The organism is Cohnella caldifontis (genome assembly GCF_029360585.1).
Lineage (GTDB): Bacteria > Bacillota > Bacilli > Paenibacillales > Paenibacillaceae > Cohnella > Cohnella caldifontis.
On the sequence record NZ_JAQZSJ010000001.1, the window covers coordinates 539,241 to 554,692 of the forward strand.

Genomic DNA, 15,452 nt, shown 5'->3' on the forward strand with positions numbered 1-15,452 from the left:
TCCTCCATGGTCTAAAAAGATAGGATGACAGGCTGGTGGTCGAGCTGCAGCTTTTTCGAGGCTTGGTCCCAAATGCCGCGTTCTTCCCGGTGCGGATCGTCGGCAACGCGGCTCCCGAGATGGAACAGCATCGTCTTGCGCCGCTCTGAATCGTATCTTGGCCATGCCGGTATTTCGGGCGTTCCCGGATCCCCATTCCGGGCGAAGGAGATCCAGGCGCGTTGCATCTGTTCGGCCAGTCGCTGCCGGTCCGGGGAACCTCCGGTTCGGTCCAGCGCCTCTTGCGTCTCCAGCGTGCCGAACACGAACGGCAGCTCCATTCCGTGGCAAGCGCCCAAAACGCCTCCCGCAACGGGGGATCTCCAATCGAAACGGTACGCCCATACGGGCGCCTTCCTTTCCGCCAACGCCGAAAGCAGGCGTTCGGTCGAATAGGTATACCGGTGGAACGTCATCATCCGTTTCATTTTCTCCGCCGCCGTGCGTCCCGCCGCCTCGTTGGCCCAATAGTAGGGGGCGACTTCGTCCCAGAACGGGCCTGCCATCTCCGCGCAATAGCGGACGATTTCCTCCTCGTCCTGCCGGCCGAAGACCGGGTCCCGGCTGGCGGACATCCCGTATTCGTCCAGCGTGCCTCCGGCTACGATCGGGATCGAATCCGCGGCGCCGTTCCGGATCGCCTCAAGCGGCGGCGCGCCCAGCACCGCTCCGTCCTCCACCGGCCGCAGGCTCACGAAAGGCAGGGAAGCCGCCGCCTCGGCCAGCGCTTGCGCGGGCAAGCGCTGCAGCTCGCGCAAAGCGTTCGTTCTCGAGACCCCTAGCAGGCTTAAAACGCGCGCGGTCACTTTTTCCGCATCCGCGGCGGAAGCGGTCGAAGAAGCGCTCCAGCTCTGGAGAACGGCCTGACGGAACAACCCTTGCGCCATGGGCGAAGCCAACAGAACGCTGACGCTGCCCGCGCCGGACGACTGGCCGAAAACCGTGATCCGGTCCGGGTCCCCGCCGAAAGCCGCGATGTTATCGCGAATCCAGCGCAGCGCCGCGATCTGGTCCAGCGTCCCGTTGTTGCCGGAGCCGGCGTATTCCTCGCCCCCCAAATGTCCCAAATACAAATAGCCCAACGTCCCTAATCGATAGTTGAGGGAAACGAACACGACATCGCCGTTCCCGGCGAACGCTTCCCCGTCGTATAGGGGGGACGCGGCGGAGCCGCCAATGTAAGCGCCTCCATGGATCCACACCATCACGGGCCTCCGCTTGCCGTCCGCACCCGGAGACCAGATGTTCAAATAAAGGCAGTCTTCGCCCGTCTCCGCGCCCGCCGCCAAACGTTCCGGCTGGGGAGCGGCGCGGCCGTGCCGAAGAGCCTCCCGCACGCCGGACCAGCTCGCCGGGGGCTCCGGCGGGCGAAACCGGAGATCCCCGAGCGGAGCTTTCGCGTAGGGAATTCCTTTCCAGGCCCAGACGGTTCCCGTTTTCGCTCCACGCACCCAACCGCATGCCGTCCGGACGTCCGAATGTTCCAAAACTCACTCCTCCTCCGGCGCGGCGGGCTCCACGACCACTTCGTTCCCCAGCACCGTAAAGCGCGCCTTCAAGCCTTGCGAATCGGAAATCTCCCGCACGTACCGCACGATCTCCGCGAAGCGGGGATGATCGGCCGCGACGATTTCGGGAACGTTGTCCAGGTCGATGTGGGTGGGAAGATACGACACGCGCGTGATCCGCCCATTCTCGATCGCGCATTTGACCGTCATCGACTTGTAGGAGTCCGGAGGCCACGCCGCGCGCTCCGGCTTCCAATCCGGATTCAGCCCCTGGATCTCCTTGAATTGCCCGGATTTCATTCCTTCCGACCGGAAATCGCGCGGCAGCTCCATGGCGAAGTTGCCCAAGCTGTAGAACACGGCTTTGCCCTTATACACTTCGACGCCTTTTAAAATATGGGCATGGTGGCCCAGAATCAGGTCCGCCCCCGCGTCGATCGCCGCATGCGCCATTTCCCGCTGGTAATCCGCGAGCACGGCGGGAACGAAGTGAATGCCCCCATGCATCGAGACGAACACCAGGTCCGCCCGGCTTTTCGCCAGCCGCACGTCCCGAACCATGGCCTGCAGATCCGCCCGATGGGCAAAGGTATGGATCCGGCACGGGGTTCCCGGCTGATCGTGTTCGATTTGCTCGTATACCGTATGGGCCCGCAGCGGCGCGCATCCCGGACGGTCCGCCTCGGCCCAGAACGACTGCGGCAAAATGGTGTTGTAGGCCAGAAATGCGATCTTGGTTCCTTTGCATTCCACGATCGCCGGCTGCCGGGCCTCCTCGATGTTGCGGCCTGCGCCGATGACGGCCAAATTTTGCCCGCGCAAAACGTCAAGCGTGTCCTGAAACGCCTCCCGCCCCAAGTCCATGCAATGGTTGGTCGCGAACGATACGACCTGGAACCCGGCGCGGCGGATCGCCCCGGCGACTTCCGGTTCTCCCCGGCATGCCATCCTCACCTGCGGCAGCTGCGCGCCGCGCCTTGACAGCACGGGCTCCAGCTGGCAGAACGTCACATCCGCCCCGCGGAACACCGGCGCGACGCGCGCGAAAATCGAATCGGGATCGTCCCGCTCGGGGCCTACGTCCCCCACTCCGTAAAAGACGATCGGTTCCGGCATGTCCGCTCCCTCCCTTCATCCCCAACGATGCTGGTTGATTTCGGCGATAAACAGCGCGATTTCGTCGATGACCCGATCCGGCGCTTCGCTCGCGAGCGAGTGTCCGTGGTCCTGATAGAACACGGACTTGGCATAGGGCACGGCTTTCGCGGCCAGCAGCGACATTTCGGCCGAAATGATGTCGTCCTGCAAACCCGCCAGCATCAAGGTCGGCGTCCGCACTTTCCCCAGCAGCTCGGCCAGCTCCTCGTTCGTTGCGGCTTCGGGCAGCGGCTTGCGGGGATTGATCCGCAGCTCCTCGGGCGCCATCGACAGGAAAAACCGCTTGAAATCCTCATGCGCCCGCTGCCGCCTCTCCAGCCGGTCCGGGCTCGAGGTCGGGTATCCTTTCGGGGCGGGAGCCCGATCCATCATCTCTCTGAGCGCCGCCGGATCGTCCGCCATGTCGATCGTCCGCTGTCTGGCGGGAGACACGTCTCCGCCCGCCCGGTCGTGCGGCGCGCCGACCACCGATACGAACGCCTTCAGCAGCTCCGGATAGTCGAGGGCCAGTCTCCAGCCGACTCCGGCGCCATGGGAATTGCCCGTATAGATGAACCGGGAAATTCCTTGCTGACGGGCGAACTCGGCGACGTCCCTCGCCCAAATCCGATACCACCCCGTTCCCAGATCCTCTTGGACATGGGTCGACTTGCCGTAGCCGCGCAACTGGATCTCATAGACGCGATACCCGGGCAGCGTTTGCGCAAGCCGCTTCTGGTAGGAGTCCCCGCCGAAGCTTTGCTGGGCGGAGATTACGATCTCCTCTCCGCTGCCGAATGATTCGTAGTAGATATCCGCGCCGTCTTGCGTCCGATACGTTGGCATCCTGGTTCCCCCTCCGCGCATGTTGAAATCGCTTACGGTTTTCATTGTGCAATAGAACGAGCGGAAATCCTATGTGAACCCTGCAGGAAAACGCTAGGCGGAAATCGTTCACCGTGCAGAAACGGATGCCGCCGCAAAACCGGGGAACGGTATGCCAAATGCTCCCTGAAATCCAGCACCACCTTGCCGTGCTGACCCGACATCGCGGTCTCGTAGGCTTTCTCGTAATCCGTGAACGGAAAGACAGGGGTCACGATCGGCTCGACGTTAAAATCCGGATCCCGTAAATATTCCATGGCTAGGTGAAATCTTGAGTAGCGTGATAGATGAGCGACCCGTACGGGGAAATTTCCCGCCGAACGACTTGCATGACCGGAATCTCGGACTCCGGAGCCAGACCGGTCAGCAGCATCTCGCCGCCCGGCCGGACGAGCCGCAAGCCCGTTTCGAACGCGCTTCGGGCCCCTGCCGCCTCGGTGACGATATCAAACGACATCCCCCGCGCTTCGTCGGGATGGAGAAACCGGATCGGCCCCAGGCCCGGCACCGAATAGCGGACGGGGAGCATCGATTGCTCCGCGAAACCTCCGTTCCTATTGACGCCGAGCGAAAAACTATGGATGAACGATCGATCGCGTACTCATAACGTTCAACTCTCCGCCTTAGGCCTCCCTTGTTCGTGAATGAACCGAATATTTCAGGTGACTCCCCGCCGTGATCGGTAGCGTCGAGAAGTTTGTGTAATTCGTAGGGATCGTCCAGGGGGCGAAGTATGAATGTTTGCCTTTACTTTGGTGGGCTTTGCCCAAGCGAAGGCGCGGGAGACCGGGTAATGGCAGCGAGTTAAGAAAGAATGATCCTTATCTCCATCCCAACGCCCCGAAATCGCCGACGTTGCCCGACTTTTCCGTACAACGCCCCGCTTTTTCGGAGAATTGGCCCACGTTGTCCGACTTTTCCGTACAACGCCCTGCTTTTTCGGGGAATTGGCCGATGTTGTCCGACTTTTCCGTACAACGCCCCGCCTCTAGCCTCTCTTGTTCGCAAGTAAGTGCCATAGATCGCTTTCATGAATGGAAGCATAAAGGGTTTTCGTAAATTGGTCATCCGAATAAATCAGGCAACCGCCTTCCGACGCTCCGGTCAAAAGGCGGTTGCCTGATTTCGATCCGCTTGCTCCTGGCGCGGCCGGTTACCCGGACCGGCGCGACAATACCCATTCCTTGCGGATCGCTCCGCGTTCCGTCGATCCCGCCACGCCGATCCTCAACTCTTCGCCGGACCGGGCCGATTCGAAGGAGATTTCCTGAATGCTGGCCTGCTTGTCGATAAAAGACCGGAACGTCTTCCGACCCGCCTCGGGATCGGCCGGATCGTTTTCCTGCAGCAGATACGCTCCGTTCTCTCTCCCCATCTGCGCGGGGTAGACGAACACCTTGTCGTTTCTCGCCTCGAATCGGTACGTCTCCCAATAAGCGGCCGTTCCGTTATCGCCCGCGACCTGCATGCTTCCGAACATCAGATTGTAGACCGGCTCCGTGAAATCCGCGATGAAGCCGTCGCCCTGCCATGCCCCGCTCAAGAAGGCCAGTTGGTTCAATGGATTTCGGTTCATGCCGCGTCCTCCCTTTCGATTTGAACTTCGCCGATTAACCGTTCCCGACGACCGGCAGCGTCACCGAAGAAGGCGTATCGCCCCCGCAATGGATTCGGACGACGGGCGGATCGTCGGCGCGGATGCCTTCCGGCTGTTGCACGCCTTTTTCCGCGTTGGTTACGGTGACGCGGATCCGGCTTCCCCTCGTATAGACGTAGGATACGGCTTCGAGGATAAACGCCAGCTTGGCCGGCTCGCGATCCGAGAGAGGCGCATAATCCCTTTCCAGGCTGCGGTGGTAAGGAAGGCCCATCCGGTCCCAGACTCCGTTGGCCGACTCCTTCCGATGGGAGGCCCGCATAAAGCCTTCGGTCACCAGACGGGACGTTCCGTCCGCCCGGACTTCCTCCAGATACGCGAGAAAATTGCCGTCCTCAGCCGTAGACGTCACCCACAGCTCCATGACCGGATGTCCGGTCACCTCCAGATCGCGTTCCAGCGGGGCCGACGTGTAGGTCAATCCTTTCTCGTCCAGCTTGGCGGTCAGATCTTCCGGCAAGTATCGGTTCATTCGTCCCCGGCGCGGATCGAAAACCTCGATTTCGAAGTCCGTCTTGTAACGGTCGACATGCGGCGAATCGATGGGTTCGGCGGTTAGGCAGCCGTCATTGGCGGAGCGGACGGTTCCCGACGGCCCCGGTCCGAAAAACCAGGCGATCCGCTCGGCGTTCTCCGGGGGCCAGGCGGAGGATTGACGCCATTCCTTGCCGGCCGGCGCGTTTAGCGTGTAGTACCGGACGGCCGGTTCCGCCGCGAAGCCGTTGTCGATGCCCTTCAGCGCGTAGTCGAACCATCTCAGGTGTTCCCGCGCCATATCCACTTTGCCGTTCGGGAAAGCCGTTTCCCCGTCTTTGCTGCTGCCGTGGTCCCAAGGTCCGACCAGAATATGCCCGCCCCAATCGGCCTGGGTGATCAATTGGCCTCCGCATCCGGGATCGAACCAACCCGCGATCTGATAAACGGCGACGCCCGAAGCTTTGATCTCCTCGGTATATTCGCACGGCGGGATCACCAGGTTGGGGGCAAACCCGAAGCGGGGATTCACCGTATCGCGGAACATGTTCTCCGTGAACTGGTATCCGGCGAACGACCGGTTCCGCTCGTGGTCTTTCATCGCGGCGGCGGCTAGCGGAAAGTTCGGGGCCGGATCTTCGTCGACCGGCGCTCCCATCGCTTCCGGCGGCGGAACGAAGCTTCTCGTGACCGGCAGCGCCGACACGCCGTTCGGATAGTTCTGGTAGTAAAAGTCGCTGTTGCAGACGACGGGGGTAATCGCCCGCAAATGCGGCGGCCTCCTAGCCGCGGCGGCTTCTTGGATCAGCCCCATGTTGGAGAGACCCATCATGCCGACATGGCCGTCGCACCAGCGCTGTTCGGCCGCCCACTCGATCACCGCTTTGACGTCCTCCCCGTCGGTCGGCTCGCAGAACCCTTGGGAATAACCGAACGACGCCCCGAATCCCCTCGTCTCCAGCACCAAATACGCATATCCGTTGCGGAGCAGCGTTTCGATGACGTCTCGGTACATCTCGAAGGCTTGCCGTCTGTGAAACCGGCCGGCCAGCAGAACCGCAGGCAGCGCCCCTGCTTCCGAGCCGTCCGCCCGCGTCGGGAAGTACAGATCGACGGCGAGTTTGACGCTTCCGTACCCTTCGACGTATTTGGAGCGCCGGGTATAGCCGCTGAACTCCGACATGGGCGCTTCCCCTCTCATTTCAGATAACGGTCGAGGAAATCGAATTCCCGCGCGACCGTCTCCGGCGTGAAGTAGTTCGGGTCCTCGCCGCCCCCCACTCCTTGCAGCAGGGAAAGCACGACGAGCTCTCGGCCGATGGCGCGTTCCAGCAATTCCGCGAAATGCACCGACTGCAAATACGGCAATATCTCGTGTTCCGTCCCGTGCTGAATGTAGAACGGGGGAGCGTCAGAAGACACGTACGTTTCGGGGTTGGCGGCTCGGACGATCTCGGGCACGCGCTCCATCAAGTCGCCCAAGTACAGCGCGCTAGAGTATTGCGGGGCGTCGAAACCTTCCGGAATCCGGCGCCCCAGCCGGACCAACTGCTCGTTCACCGAGGCGAAATCGACGGGCGTGAAATCTACGACCACCGCTTGGACTTTCGCATTCTGCCCGGGATGCCCCAAGCTTTTGTCTTCCAACGCGCCGACGGCGCCCGACGTGCCGGCCAATGCCGCCAAATGCGCGCCCGCGGAAGCGCCCATCAGGGCGATCCGCCCCGGATCGATCCCGTAGGCGCCGCCGTTCGCTTTGAGCCAGCGGATGGCCGCCTTCACCTCATGGATTTGCGTGGGAAACGATGCTTCCAGGCTCAGCGAATAGTCGATAACGACCGCCGCATACCCCCGATCCGGGGCATGCAGCGCATGCGCGCTGGTGACGTCGTCCTTGCTGCCCAGAAAAAAACCGCCGCCGTGAATATAGAGGACCGCGGGATACGGCCCGTTCCCGTCCTCCGGCAAATAAACGTCCAGTTTTTTGGAGTCCGGCAGGTTCGTATACGGAATATCCAGCCATTTTCTTGCAAACCGCTCTTTGTTCAGGCGGGGAAGCGCGGGCAGCTTCTCCTTGAGTTTGGCGACATACTCGGATCGCGTCATTCCGCAGACCATCCATCGGCTTTCAGACATGCTCCGTCCCCTCCTTGAGCGTCTCCCTTTGGAGTATGCCGAAACCGCCGCCCGGTGTCATCCTGTCCGGAAGACGAAAACGCCGCCGGAGAATCGTCCATGGAGCAGAAACTTCGGACGGGCCGGCGGTTTCCGCGCCGAAGGAAAGCGTGCGTGCCGGAAAAGCGGTTGCAAGCGCTTCAGAATGAACTATAATTACTGGATAGACAAGAGGAGCGAATTCCAAGGACGGAGCGAACTTATGATCAAATCCAAAAACGCAATGATCATCGGAGGAGGCATCGGCGGGCTGGTAACCGCCTTGCAGCTGCATCGGCTCGGCATGTCGGTGCGGGTATTCGAAAGCGTGGAGAACGTGCGGGCGCTGGGCGTGGGCATCAATTTGCTGCCCCATTCCGTCAAAGTGCTGACCGAGCTCGGATTGGCGGACGATCTGGACGCCATCGGCGTTCGGACCGCGGAACTGGTGTACTACAACAAATTCGGGCAGAAAATCTGGCAGGAGCCGAGAGGCCTGGATGCCGGCTATTCGTGGCCCCAATACTCCGTTCATCGGGGCAAGCTGCAAATGCTGCTGCTGAGCGAAGTGAGGCGGAGAATGGGCGAAGACGCGGTCCTCACGGGCCACCATCTGACCGGCTTCGAACAAGGGGCGGACGGCGTCACCGCTTATTTCGCGAACCGCAGGTCGGGGCAACCCGTCGGCCATCATACCGCGGACTTCATGATCGGAGCCGACGGCATCCACTCCGTGGTGCGCAAAACGTATTACCCCGACGAAGGGCTGCCGAAGTACGGCGGACGGATCTTATGGCGCGGCACGACGGAAGCCGCCCCCTTCTTGACCGGCCGTTCGATGATCATGATGGGCCACGTCGATACGAAGTTCGTGGCGTATCCGATCTCCTACCCCGACCGGGACGGGAAATCCGTCATCAACTGGATCGCCGAATTGACCGTTCCCGGCGGCATGCTGGACCGCACCGACTGGAACCGGGAGGCGCGGAAACCGGATTTCGCTCCGGCGTTCCGGAACTGGGAGTTCGATTGGATCGATGTCCCTTCCTTGATCGATCAAGCGGAGACGGTGTTCGAATTCCCGCTCGTCGACAAAGATCCCGTCCCGCGGTGGGCGTTCGGACGGGTCGTGCTGCTCGGCGACGCCGCGCATCCGATGTATCCGATCGGTTCGAACGGAGCCTCGCAGGCGATCCTGGACTCGGATGCGTTGTCCCGCTCCTTGCGGGAGCATGACGACGTGGAGGCCGCCCTCAAGCACTACGAAGAGGCAAGGCTGGAGAAGACGGCTTCGATCGTGCTCAGCAACCGGAAGAACGGTCCCGAGATCGTCATGCAGATCGTGGAGGAGCGGGCTCCGAACGGGTTTACGGATTTGCATTCCGTGATCAGCCGAGAAGAATTGGAAGAGATTTCGTCGAGGTACAAGAAACTGGCGGGCTTCGATAAAGAAACGTTGAACGCCTGAAAGGAAGCGGGAATGTGCTGAACGTCGAATTTTCTTTCGAAGCCGTCGTGGAGGTCGGTCCCATCCAAGAGGTCGGGACGACGCCGAAGGGCATAAGAAAAATGATTCCGATCCTGGGCGGACGTGTCTCGGGTCCGGACCTGGAAGGAATCATTCTCCCCGGCGGGGCCGACTGGCAGCTGATCCGGCCGGACGGCGTCGCCGAAATCGAAGCGTTGTACACGATGAAGACGACGGACGGAACGATGATTTACATCGTGAACCGAGGTTTTCGGCACGGTCCCCGGGAAGTCATGGCGAAGCTGGCGGACGGGGAAGAGGTGTCCCCCGATCGGTATTATTTCCGCACGACGCCCGTCTTCGAGACCGAAGACGGGCGTTACGGCTGGCTGAACCGCACGCTTTTCATCGGAACCGGGCAACGGACGCCGGAAGCGGTGCGGATTACGTTTTACAAAGTCCTGTGAGCGGCCTTCGGCCGCTTTACCCCACCTTCACGATGATCGCCGCGCCGTTGTCTCCCGCCGCGCAGCCGGTCGCGAGCGCGTAACCGCCGCCCTTCAGCACCGTCTCCTCGATCGCCTCGATGAGCAGCCTCCCCACCGTAGGCGCCTGGGGATGGCCGAACACCAAGGAACTGCCGTAATGGTTGAAGTTCATGGCGTCGATGTCCAGCGCTTGGGCCAAATACAGATCGTTGACGATAAACGGATTGTGGTTCTTGATCGCCTTCATGTCGTGGATCGTGAGTCCGGCTCGCTGCAGCGCCATCCGAACGGCCGGGACGGGCGCCGCCGGCATGGAGGCTTTCTCCGCCCGGGAGTAGCCGTAAGCCACGATTTGGATCGGGATGCCGGCATCGGCGCTGAGCCGGGCCGCGTTCTCCCGCGTGGTGACGACGAATCCGACGTTCCCGTCCGCGGGGTGCGTCTGGCCCCCGAACGACAGGATGCCGTTCTCCGTCGTCGGTTTCAGCTTCCGCAGCGCTTCCCTCGAGGTGGACGTCACCCCCTCGTCCGCGTCGACTACCCTCGTCTCCCGTTTGGACACCGCGATTTCCACCGGCAGCATGTAGCGCTTTTGAAAAGCCCGGTCCTCCTTTAACGCGTCCGCGTACTGCTCGTATCTCCGGAGGGTGAGCTCATCCGCCTGCTCTTTCGTAAACCCGTTTTCCCTGGCGATCTTTTCCCCGGTTTGCACCATGGCGATGCCCGTCGACGGATCGCCGCCCATATTGTCCATGTTCCAGTTTTCCGAAATCACTTCGCCGCCCGGGCCTTTCGGATTCGGCCAAATCGTGTGCGGTCCGTTGGAGCATCGGTCGACCATCAGGCAATAGGCGGAACCGGCATTCCCGAGCTCCACCGCCGACGCCGCTTGAAACAGCGTCGTGGTGGAAGTGGCGCACGCGTGCATCAAGGTAAGGCCCGGAACGTCCGGTGCGCCCATCAAGGTCGCCGCCCAAGACGCGCCGTAGAAAACGCTGGGCTGGCCCACCGTGATGCCCAAATACAAATAGTCCAATTCCTCGTTCGGGTTCCATTGTTTCCGTTCAAACCATTTTTTGCTGCATCGAGCCCCCAGCTCGATCGCGTTTTCGTGCTGGAAGCTGCCCTGCCATTTGCAGAACGGAGTGGAATAATAGCCGCCATAAGGAATGAATGCTTTTTCAAGCCTGCTCATGATAGGCGACGCTCCTTCCGATCTTGAACTTGAAAGCCGGCCTCTCTCCGGAGAGGGCAGCCGTCAGGCCGGCCACGGCGTCCTCGGTCGCGAAAATTTTCGTTAACCCGTCCAGTTCGAGTTCCATGCCTTCCTCGATCGAAAGATTCGATTGCCGATCGATCAGATCGTTCATCGTCTCCAGCGCGATCAAGCCTTTAAACGAGAGGATTTTGCCCAGCCGCTCGGCCAATTCGCCGCGCACCCCTTGGGCAGTCTCGCCATGGAACAACCGCTTGACGTTCTCGTCGGAGAAAGCCGCTTGGTATTCGCGGTAAGCGGCGGGGATTTCCCTGGCCTGGTACTTGTCGCGATTCCCTGCCTGAACGAGCCGCTCGATCGCGGCTTCCACTTCTTCCATTTCCACGAGCTCCGTCACGATTCCAAGCGAGTGCGCATCTTGCGCGGAAAGTTTGCTGCCGGTAAAGGTGTAATATTTGGCGAGCTCCTTCCCTAGGTGAAGGTTCGTACGCAGCATGCCGCCCAGTCCCGGATAGATGCCCAGCCCGCTTTCCGGGAACGCCAAGGAGCCTTGCTCCGTCGCCACGATCGCTTGGCAGGCAAGCGCCAGCTCGCTCCCGCCCCCCAGCGAAAGGCCGTCCAGCACGGCGACGGTCATTTTATCCGACGTTTCGAACCTTCGGAACAACCGATGGCCTCTTCGCGTGAAAGCCACGTTTTGATCGATCTCGTCCCGCTGAATGCAATCGATGAAAAACTTGATATCCGCGCCCGCCACGAAGGCTTTCCCCGCGCCCCGGATCGCGATTCCCCGGACCCCGGGGTCTTTCTCGGCTTGGTCGAACGCCGCCTCCAGTTGGTCCACGACCGCGGGGTTCAAGGCGTTCATGGCCTCCGGACGGTTGATCGTGATGTAGGCAATCCGATTTTTGACTTCCAGGTCGACGTACCGGAAAGCAAAGGGCGTCCCCTGCAGGGCTTGTTTTTTCATGATTTCCGGCAAATGGAAACCCGGACGCCGGGCGTTGAGTTCTTTGACCATGTCGTAAGCTTGTTCCACGCCGACTTTATTCATGAGTTCGAACGGGCCCCATTTCCATCGCAAACCGATCTTGGCCCCGCGGTCCGTATCCTCGATGCCGGCCACGCCCTCGTCGACCTGCGCGCCGGCCGCGCCGAACACGGCCGCGCAGAGATGGCGGCCGATCCGATCGAGCCGGCTTTCGTCCACTTCCCCGCTCAGATCCCAATCTTCTTTCTTTTCCGATTGTTCGATCAAGCGACGGGCCGGCGCGTAGAATTCGCTGATTTCTTTGGCCAGGTAAGCGGAGGAATGCACGGCGATCGGAATGCCCGTAACATTCATTAATTCGAAAGGACCCATTCCGATTTCAAAAGCTTGTTTGGCGGCCGCCTCGATGGTGGGAATGTTGGCGACGCCGTCTTCCAGCAGTCGGACGGATTCGTTCAAAAACGGGACAAAGTACCGATTCACGGCAAACCCGGGGGAATCTTTGACGACGATGCAGGTTTTGTTGTGCAGTTTTCCGATGAGTTTGGCGCGTTCGACCGTTTCGGCGCTCGTCGCCGCATGCGGGACGATTTCGACCAGCCGGTTCTTCGCCGGATGGTAGAAATAGTGCATGCCGACGACCCGATCCGGCCGGCGGGTATAGTTCGCGATATCCCTCACGTATAAGCTGGACGTGTTGGTTGCCAATATCGTCTTTTCGTCGCAGATTCGGTCCAGTCTCCGGAACACTTCGCCTTTTACGTCCAGATTCTCGAACACGGCTTCCACGACCAGGTCCGCTTCTTTTAAGGCTTCGAAGCGGTCCGTCGCGACAATGCGCCCCAGCGTCGCTTCCGCTTGCCGCGCACTCAGAATGCCGCGTTCGGTTCCTTCCCGCAAAAAACGGTTGATCGTGGCCAGTCCTCTGGCAGCCTGCTCGCTCGACACGTCGACAAGAACGACCTCCAAACCTTCCTGCGCCATTTTCTGGGCGATGCCGGAACCCATATTCCCGGCCCCGACCACTCCGATTTTCCAGTTTTTGGACATCTTCATTCTCCTTCGATTGGACCTCATCTATTGCATGGTTTATCCGCATCCTTCTCGATAGGATTGTAACTTGCGCGTAATTTCTCATGTACCTACACGATGAACGAAAAAACGGAGGCAATTTCATTCCTCCTAAGGGATGGACCATCCGAACCGCTCTCTGCTGCCGCGATGGCAAGGAATCCAAATATTCGCGGCACGATGGCTCAGCCGAATAAAAAAAGCGTCCACGCGCCGCTTTCGGCCGTGAACGCTTTCTCCTATGGCATTGTGATTTGCCTCTGCTTAACGTTAAACTTGCGGCTCCGCGATCCGAAGCCAAACCGCCATTTCTCCGGCTTCCCGGTTATTCCACAAGTAATACGGGATCGCCTTCAGGCGCACGTCTGCGTACGCGGGCCGATCCGCCAGCGGCCGATAGGGCGTATCGCTCTCCCAGGTCCCTTCCTCCCTGCGGCCTGCCGCTTCGACGACGACGGCGCCGCCGGGCAAGCTTCCGTCCGAACGGGCGTCGAGTTTCGTCCCGCGGACGATGGAAAGCGCCGGAAGCAGGCTGCCGTTGTCCGCCTCCTCGAAGCAATAGACGAGCGGCCCGCGCTGAATCGCCGCTTTGCCCGCGTTCGCGCGGATTTCCGGACGGGAGGCGACGAGCTCCGCTTCCAGGCGCGGCTTCCACTCGACGACGTCGCCCGGCGCCCAAGTCCTGCGGATGACGGCATAGCCGTCCGCCGTCTCGAACGCAGCGTCGGCGCCGTTGATCGAGAGCGACGCTTGCCCGCGGCACCAGGACGGAATGCGGAGCGCCAGCGCAAAGCCGCCGGTCGGCACGGAAGTCAGTTCGAATCGGACGCGGCCTTCCCAAGGGAGATCCGACTGTTGCGTGAAAGCGACCGGTCCGGACGGCAAGTCGAAACGCGCTTCGCTTCCGATGAACAAGTGCACGTACACCGCGTTGTTCTCCGAAGAAGCGGTATACACGTAATCGTTCAGCGAACCGAGCAGCCGCGCGACGTTCGGCGGGCAGCAGGAGCAGCCGAACCACGGCTGGCGGACCGCCTTCACGTGGTGCTTGCCCGGATTGCGCTCGGACGCTTCCGGCCATACCTCCAGCGGATTGACGTAGAAGTAGCGTTTGCCGTCCTGGGACATGCTGCCGATCACGTTATTGTATAAAGCCCGTTCCATCACGTCCGCGTACTCGCCCTTCGCCTCCAGCTGCAGCATGCGGCGGGCGAAGAAAATGAGGCCGATCGAAGCGCAAGTCTCCGCGTAAACCGTATCGTTCGGCAGATCGTAGTCGAACGTGAACGCTTCCCCGTGGTGCGTGGAGCCGATCCCGCCGGTGACGTACATCTGCTTGTTCGTCATGTTGTCCCACAGCCTGCGGCAAGCCGCCAGCAGCTCCCCGTCGCCGGTTAACCGGGCGAGATCGGCCATCGCGGCGTACATGTACACCGCGCGCACCGAATGGCCGACCGCCTGGTCCTGCTCGCGCACCGGTTTGTGCGCTTGGTTGTAGGCGAGCTGCTCGACGGTCGGGATCGGCAGCTTTTTCTGCGCCCAATGGCTGTAACCTTCGCGCCGCTCGCACTCGCAGACGAAAAAGTTCGGCTGCTGTCCCCGCTCGTCGATGAAAAATTTCGCCAGGTTCAGGTACCGTTCCTCGCCGGTCGTTTGGTACAGCTTGACCAAGGCGAGCTCGATTTCCTGATGGCCGTCGTAGCCCCGAATCTTCCCTTCTTCCCGTCCGAACACCGAGTCGATATGGTCGGCGAGCTTGCAGGCGACGTCCAGCAGCTTCCGCTTGCCGGTTCCGGCGTAATACGCGACGGCCGCTTCGATCATATGCCCGGCGCAATACAGCTCGTGCGCTTCATGAAGGTTCGTCCATTCTTTGCCCGGTTCCTTGACGGTGAAGTAGGTATTCAAATAACCGTCCGCGCGCTGCGCCTTCGCGACGAGCTCGATGGCTTCGTCCGCGATGCGCTCCAGCTCGGGGTCGGGAAAAGCGGCAAGCGAATAACCGACGGCTTCCAGCCATTTGGCGAGGTCGCTGTCCTGAAACACCATGCCCCCGAACTCGCCTTCCTCGAGTCCTGCCGCGATCCGGAAATTCCGGATGGCGCGGCTGGGTTCGGCGCCGGGAATCCGATCGTTGAGCGCTTCCCACTGGTACGGGATAACGGCCTTTCTCACGAGCTCTTGATAACGGTCCCAGAACGGGTCCCGGATTCGGATCTCTTCCGTTTTCGCCGGGGTTCCGACGGATCCTTCTGCCATAATCGCATCCACCTCAATTTATCCGAATTGAAACTTCCCGACTTTCAGTTTATTCTTGTAGACAGCCCCAAACCAGTGTCTAACCGAACCTTTTTTTATAAAATT

12 protein-coding genes are annotated in these 15,452 nt (G+C 60.9%); 2 read left to right on the forward strand and 10 right to left on the reverse strand.

The features are described 5' to 3' along the window. Positions 1 to 11: 11 nt before the first annotated feature. From PTZ19_RS02625 to PTZ19_RS02655, 7 genes are all read right to left on the reverse strand, one after another. The gene (locus PTZ19_RS02625) at positions 12 to 1,526 is read right to left on the reverse strand and encodes a carboxylesterase/lipase family protein (RefSeq protein ID WP_276352201.1); all 1,515 of its coding nucleotides are present in this window, start codon (positions 1,524 to 1,526) and stop codon (positions 12 to 14) included. A 3-nt stretch (positions 1,527 to 1,529) separates the two neighbouring features. Continuing rightward, on the reverse strand, positions 1,530 to 2,663 hold the full coding sequence (locus PTZ19_RS02630; protein WP_276352202.1) for a CapA family protein: 1,134 nt from the start codon (positions 2,661 to 2,663) through the stop codon (positions 1,530 to 1,532). 15 nt (positions 2,664 to 2,678) lie between these two features. Then, positions 2,679 to 3,530 carry an alpha/beta fold hydrolase gene (locus tag PTZ19_RS02635; RefSeq protein WP_276352203.1) on the reverse strand — a complete coding sequence of 284 codons (852 nt, stop codon included), beginning with the start codon at positions 3,528 to 3,530 and terminating at the stop codon, positions 2,679 to 2,681. Positions 3,531 to 3,828: 298 nt separating this feature from the next. Then, positions 3,829 to 4,098 (reverse strand): zinc-binding dehydrogenase, encoded by a 270-nt coding sequence (locus PTZ19_RS02640; RefSeq protein WP_276352204.1) that lies wholly within the window; start codon positions 4,096 to 4,098, stop codon positions 3,829 to 3,831. A 624-nt stretch (positions 4,099 to 4,722) separates the two neighbouring features. After that, positions 4,723 to 5,145, reverse strand: a complete 423-nt coding sequence (locus PTZ19_RS02645) for a hypothetical protein (RefSeq protein ID WP_276352205.1) — start codon at positions 5,143 to 5,145, stop codon at positions 4,723 to 4,725. Positions 5,146 to 5,179: 34 nt separating this feature from the next. Beyond that, entirely contained in the window at positions 5,180 to 6,883 is a 1,704-nt protein-coding gene (locus PTZ19_RS02650; RefSeq protein ID WP_276352206.1) for a CocE/NonD family hydrolase, read from the reverse strand. 14 nt (positions 6,884 to 6,897) lie between these two features. After that, positions 6,898 to 7,836 (reverse strand): alpha/beta hydrolase, encoded by a 939-nt coding sequence (locus PTZ19_RS02655; RefSeq protein ID WP_276352207.1) that lies wholly within the window; start codon positions 7,834 to 7,836, stop codon positions 6,898 to 6,900. Between the two features lie 241 nt (positions 7,837 to 8,077). Here PTZ19_RS02655 and PTZ19_RS02660 point away from each other — a divergent pair, with 241 nt between their 5' ends. Together PTZ19_RS02660 and PTZ19_RS02665 are read left to right on the forward strand one after the other, a co-directional pair. After that, on the forward strand, positions 8,078 to 9,322 hold the full coding sequence (locus tag PTZ19_RS02660; protein WP_276352208.1) for a flavin-dependent oxidoreductase: 1,245 nt from the start codon (positions 8,078 to 8,080) through the stop codon (positions 9,320 to 9,322). Positions 9,323 to 9,336: 14 nt separating this feature from the next. After that, complete coding sequence (locus PTZ19_RS02665; RefSeq protein ID WP_276352209.1) at positions 9,337 to 9,789, forward strand: DUF3237 domain-containing protein; 453 nt, start codon at positions 9,337 to 9,339, stop codon at positions 9,787 to 9,789. 16 nt (positions 9,790 to 9,805) lie between these two features. Here PTZ19_RS02665 and PTZ19_RS02670 read toward each other — a convergent pair whose 3' ends face one another. From PTZ19_RS02670 to PTZ19_RS02680, 3 genes are all read right to left on the reverse strand, one after another. Beyond that, on the reverse strand, positions 9,806 to 11,005 hold the full coding sequence (locus PTZ19_RS02670; protein ID WP_276352210.1) for a thiolase family protein: 1,200 nt from the start codon (positions 11,003 to 11,005) through the stop codon (positions 9,806 to 9,808). Continuing rightward, positions 10,992 to 13,067, reverse strand: coding sequence for a 3-hydroxyacyl-CoA dehydrogenase/enoyl-CoA hydratase family protein (locus PTZ19_RS02675; RefSeq protein WP_276352211.1), 2,076 nt, complete (start codon positions 13,065 to 13,067; stop codon positions 10,992 to 10,994). The genes PTZ19_RS02670 and PTZ19_RS02675 overlap by 14 nt, the downstream gene beginning before the upstream one ends. A 291-nt stretch (positions 13,068 to 13,358) precedes the next feature. Then, positions 13,359 to 15,347 carry a glycoside hydrolase family 127 protein gene (locus PTZ19_RS02680; protein ID WP_276352212.1) on the reverse strand — a complete coding sequence of 663 codons (1,989 nt, stop codon included), beginning with the start codon at positions 15,345 to 15,347 and terminating at the stop codon, positions 13,359 to 13,361. Positions 15,348 to 15,452 lie beyond the last annotated feature (105 nt).

What these genes read in the sequence shown, in the direction of transcription:
- PTZ19_RS02635 (WP_276352203.1), bottom strand. Translation starts at nt 3,530, where the DNA reads ATGCCAACGTATCGGACGCAAGACGGCGCGGATATCTACTACGAATCA.
- PTZ19_RS02640 (WP_276352204.1), bottom strand. Translation starts at nt 4,098, where the DNA reads ATGCTCCCCGTCCGCTATTCGGTGCCGGGCCTGGGGCCGATCCGGTTT.
- PTZ19_RS02660 (WP_276352208.1), top strand. Translation starts at nt 8,078, where the DNA reads ATGATCAAATCCAAAAACGCAATGATCATCGGAGGAGGCATCGGCGGG.
- PTZ19_RS02670 (WP_276352210.1), bottom strand. Translation starts at nt 11,005, where the DNA reads ATGAGCAGGCTTGAAAAAGCATTCATTCCTTATGGCGGCTATTATTCC.
- PTZ19_RS02655 (WP_276352207.1), bottom strand. Translation starts at nt 7,836, where the DNA reads ATGTCTGAAAGCCGATGGATGGTCTGCGGAATGACGCGATCCGAGTAT.
- PTZ19_RS02675 (WP_276352211.1), bottom strand. Translation starts at nt 13,067, where the DNA reads ATGTCCAAAAACTGGAAAATCGGAGTGGTCGGGGCCGGGAATATGGGT.
- PTZ19_RS02650 (WP_276352206.1), bottom strand. Translation starts at nt 6,883, where the DNA reads ATGTCGGAGTTCAGCGGCTATACCCGGCGCTCCAAATACGTCGAAGGG.
- PTZ19_RS02630 (WP_276352202.1), bottom strand. Translation starts at nt 2,663, where the DNA reads ATGCCGGAACCGATCGTCTTTTACGGAGTGGGGGACGTAGGCCCCGAG.
- PTZ19_RS02680 (WP_276352212.1), bottom strand. Translation starts at nt 15,347, where the DNA reads ATGGCAGAAGGATCCGTCGGAACCCCGGCGAAAACGGAAGAGATCCGA.
- PTZ19_RS02645 (WP_276352205.1), bottom strand. Translation starts at nt 5,145, where the DNA reads ATGAACCGAAATCCATTGAACCAACTGGCCTTCTTGAGCGGGGCATGG.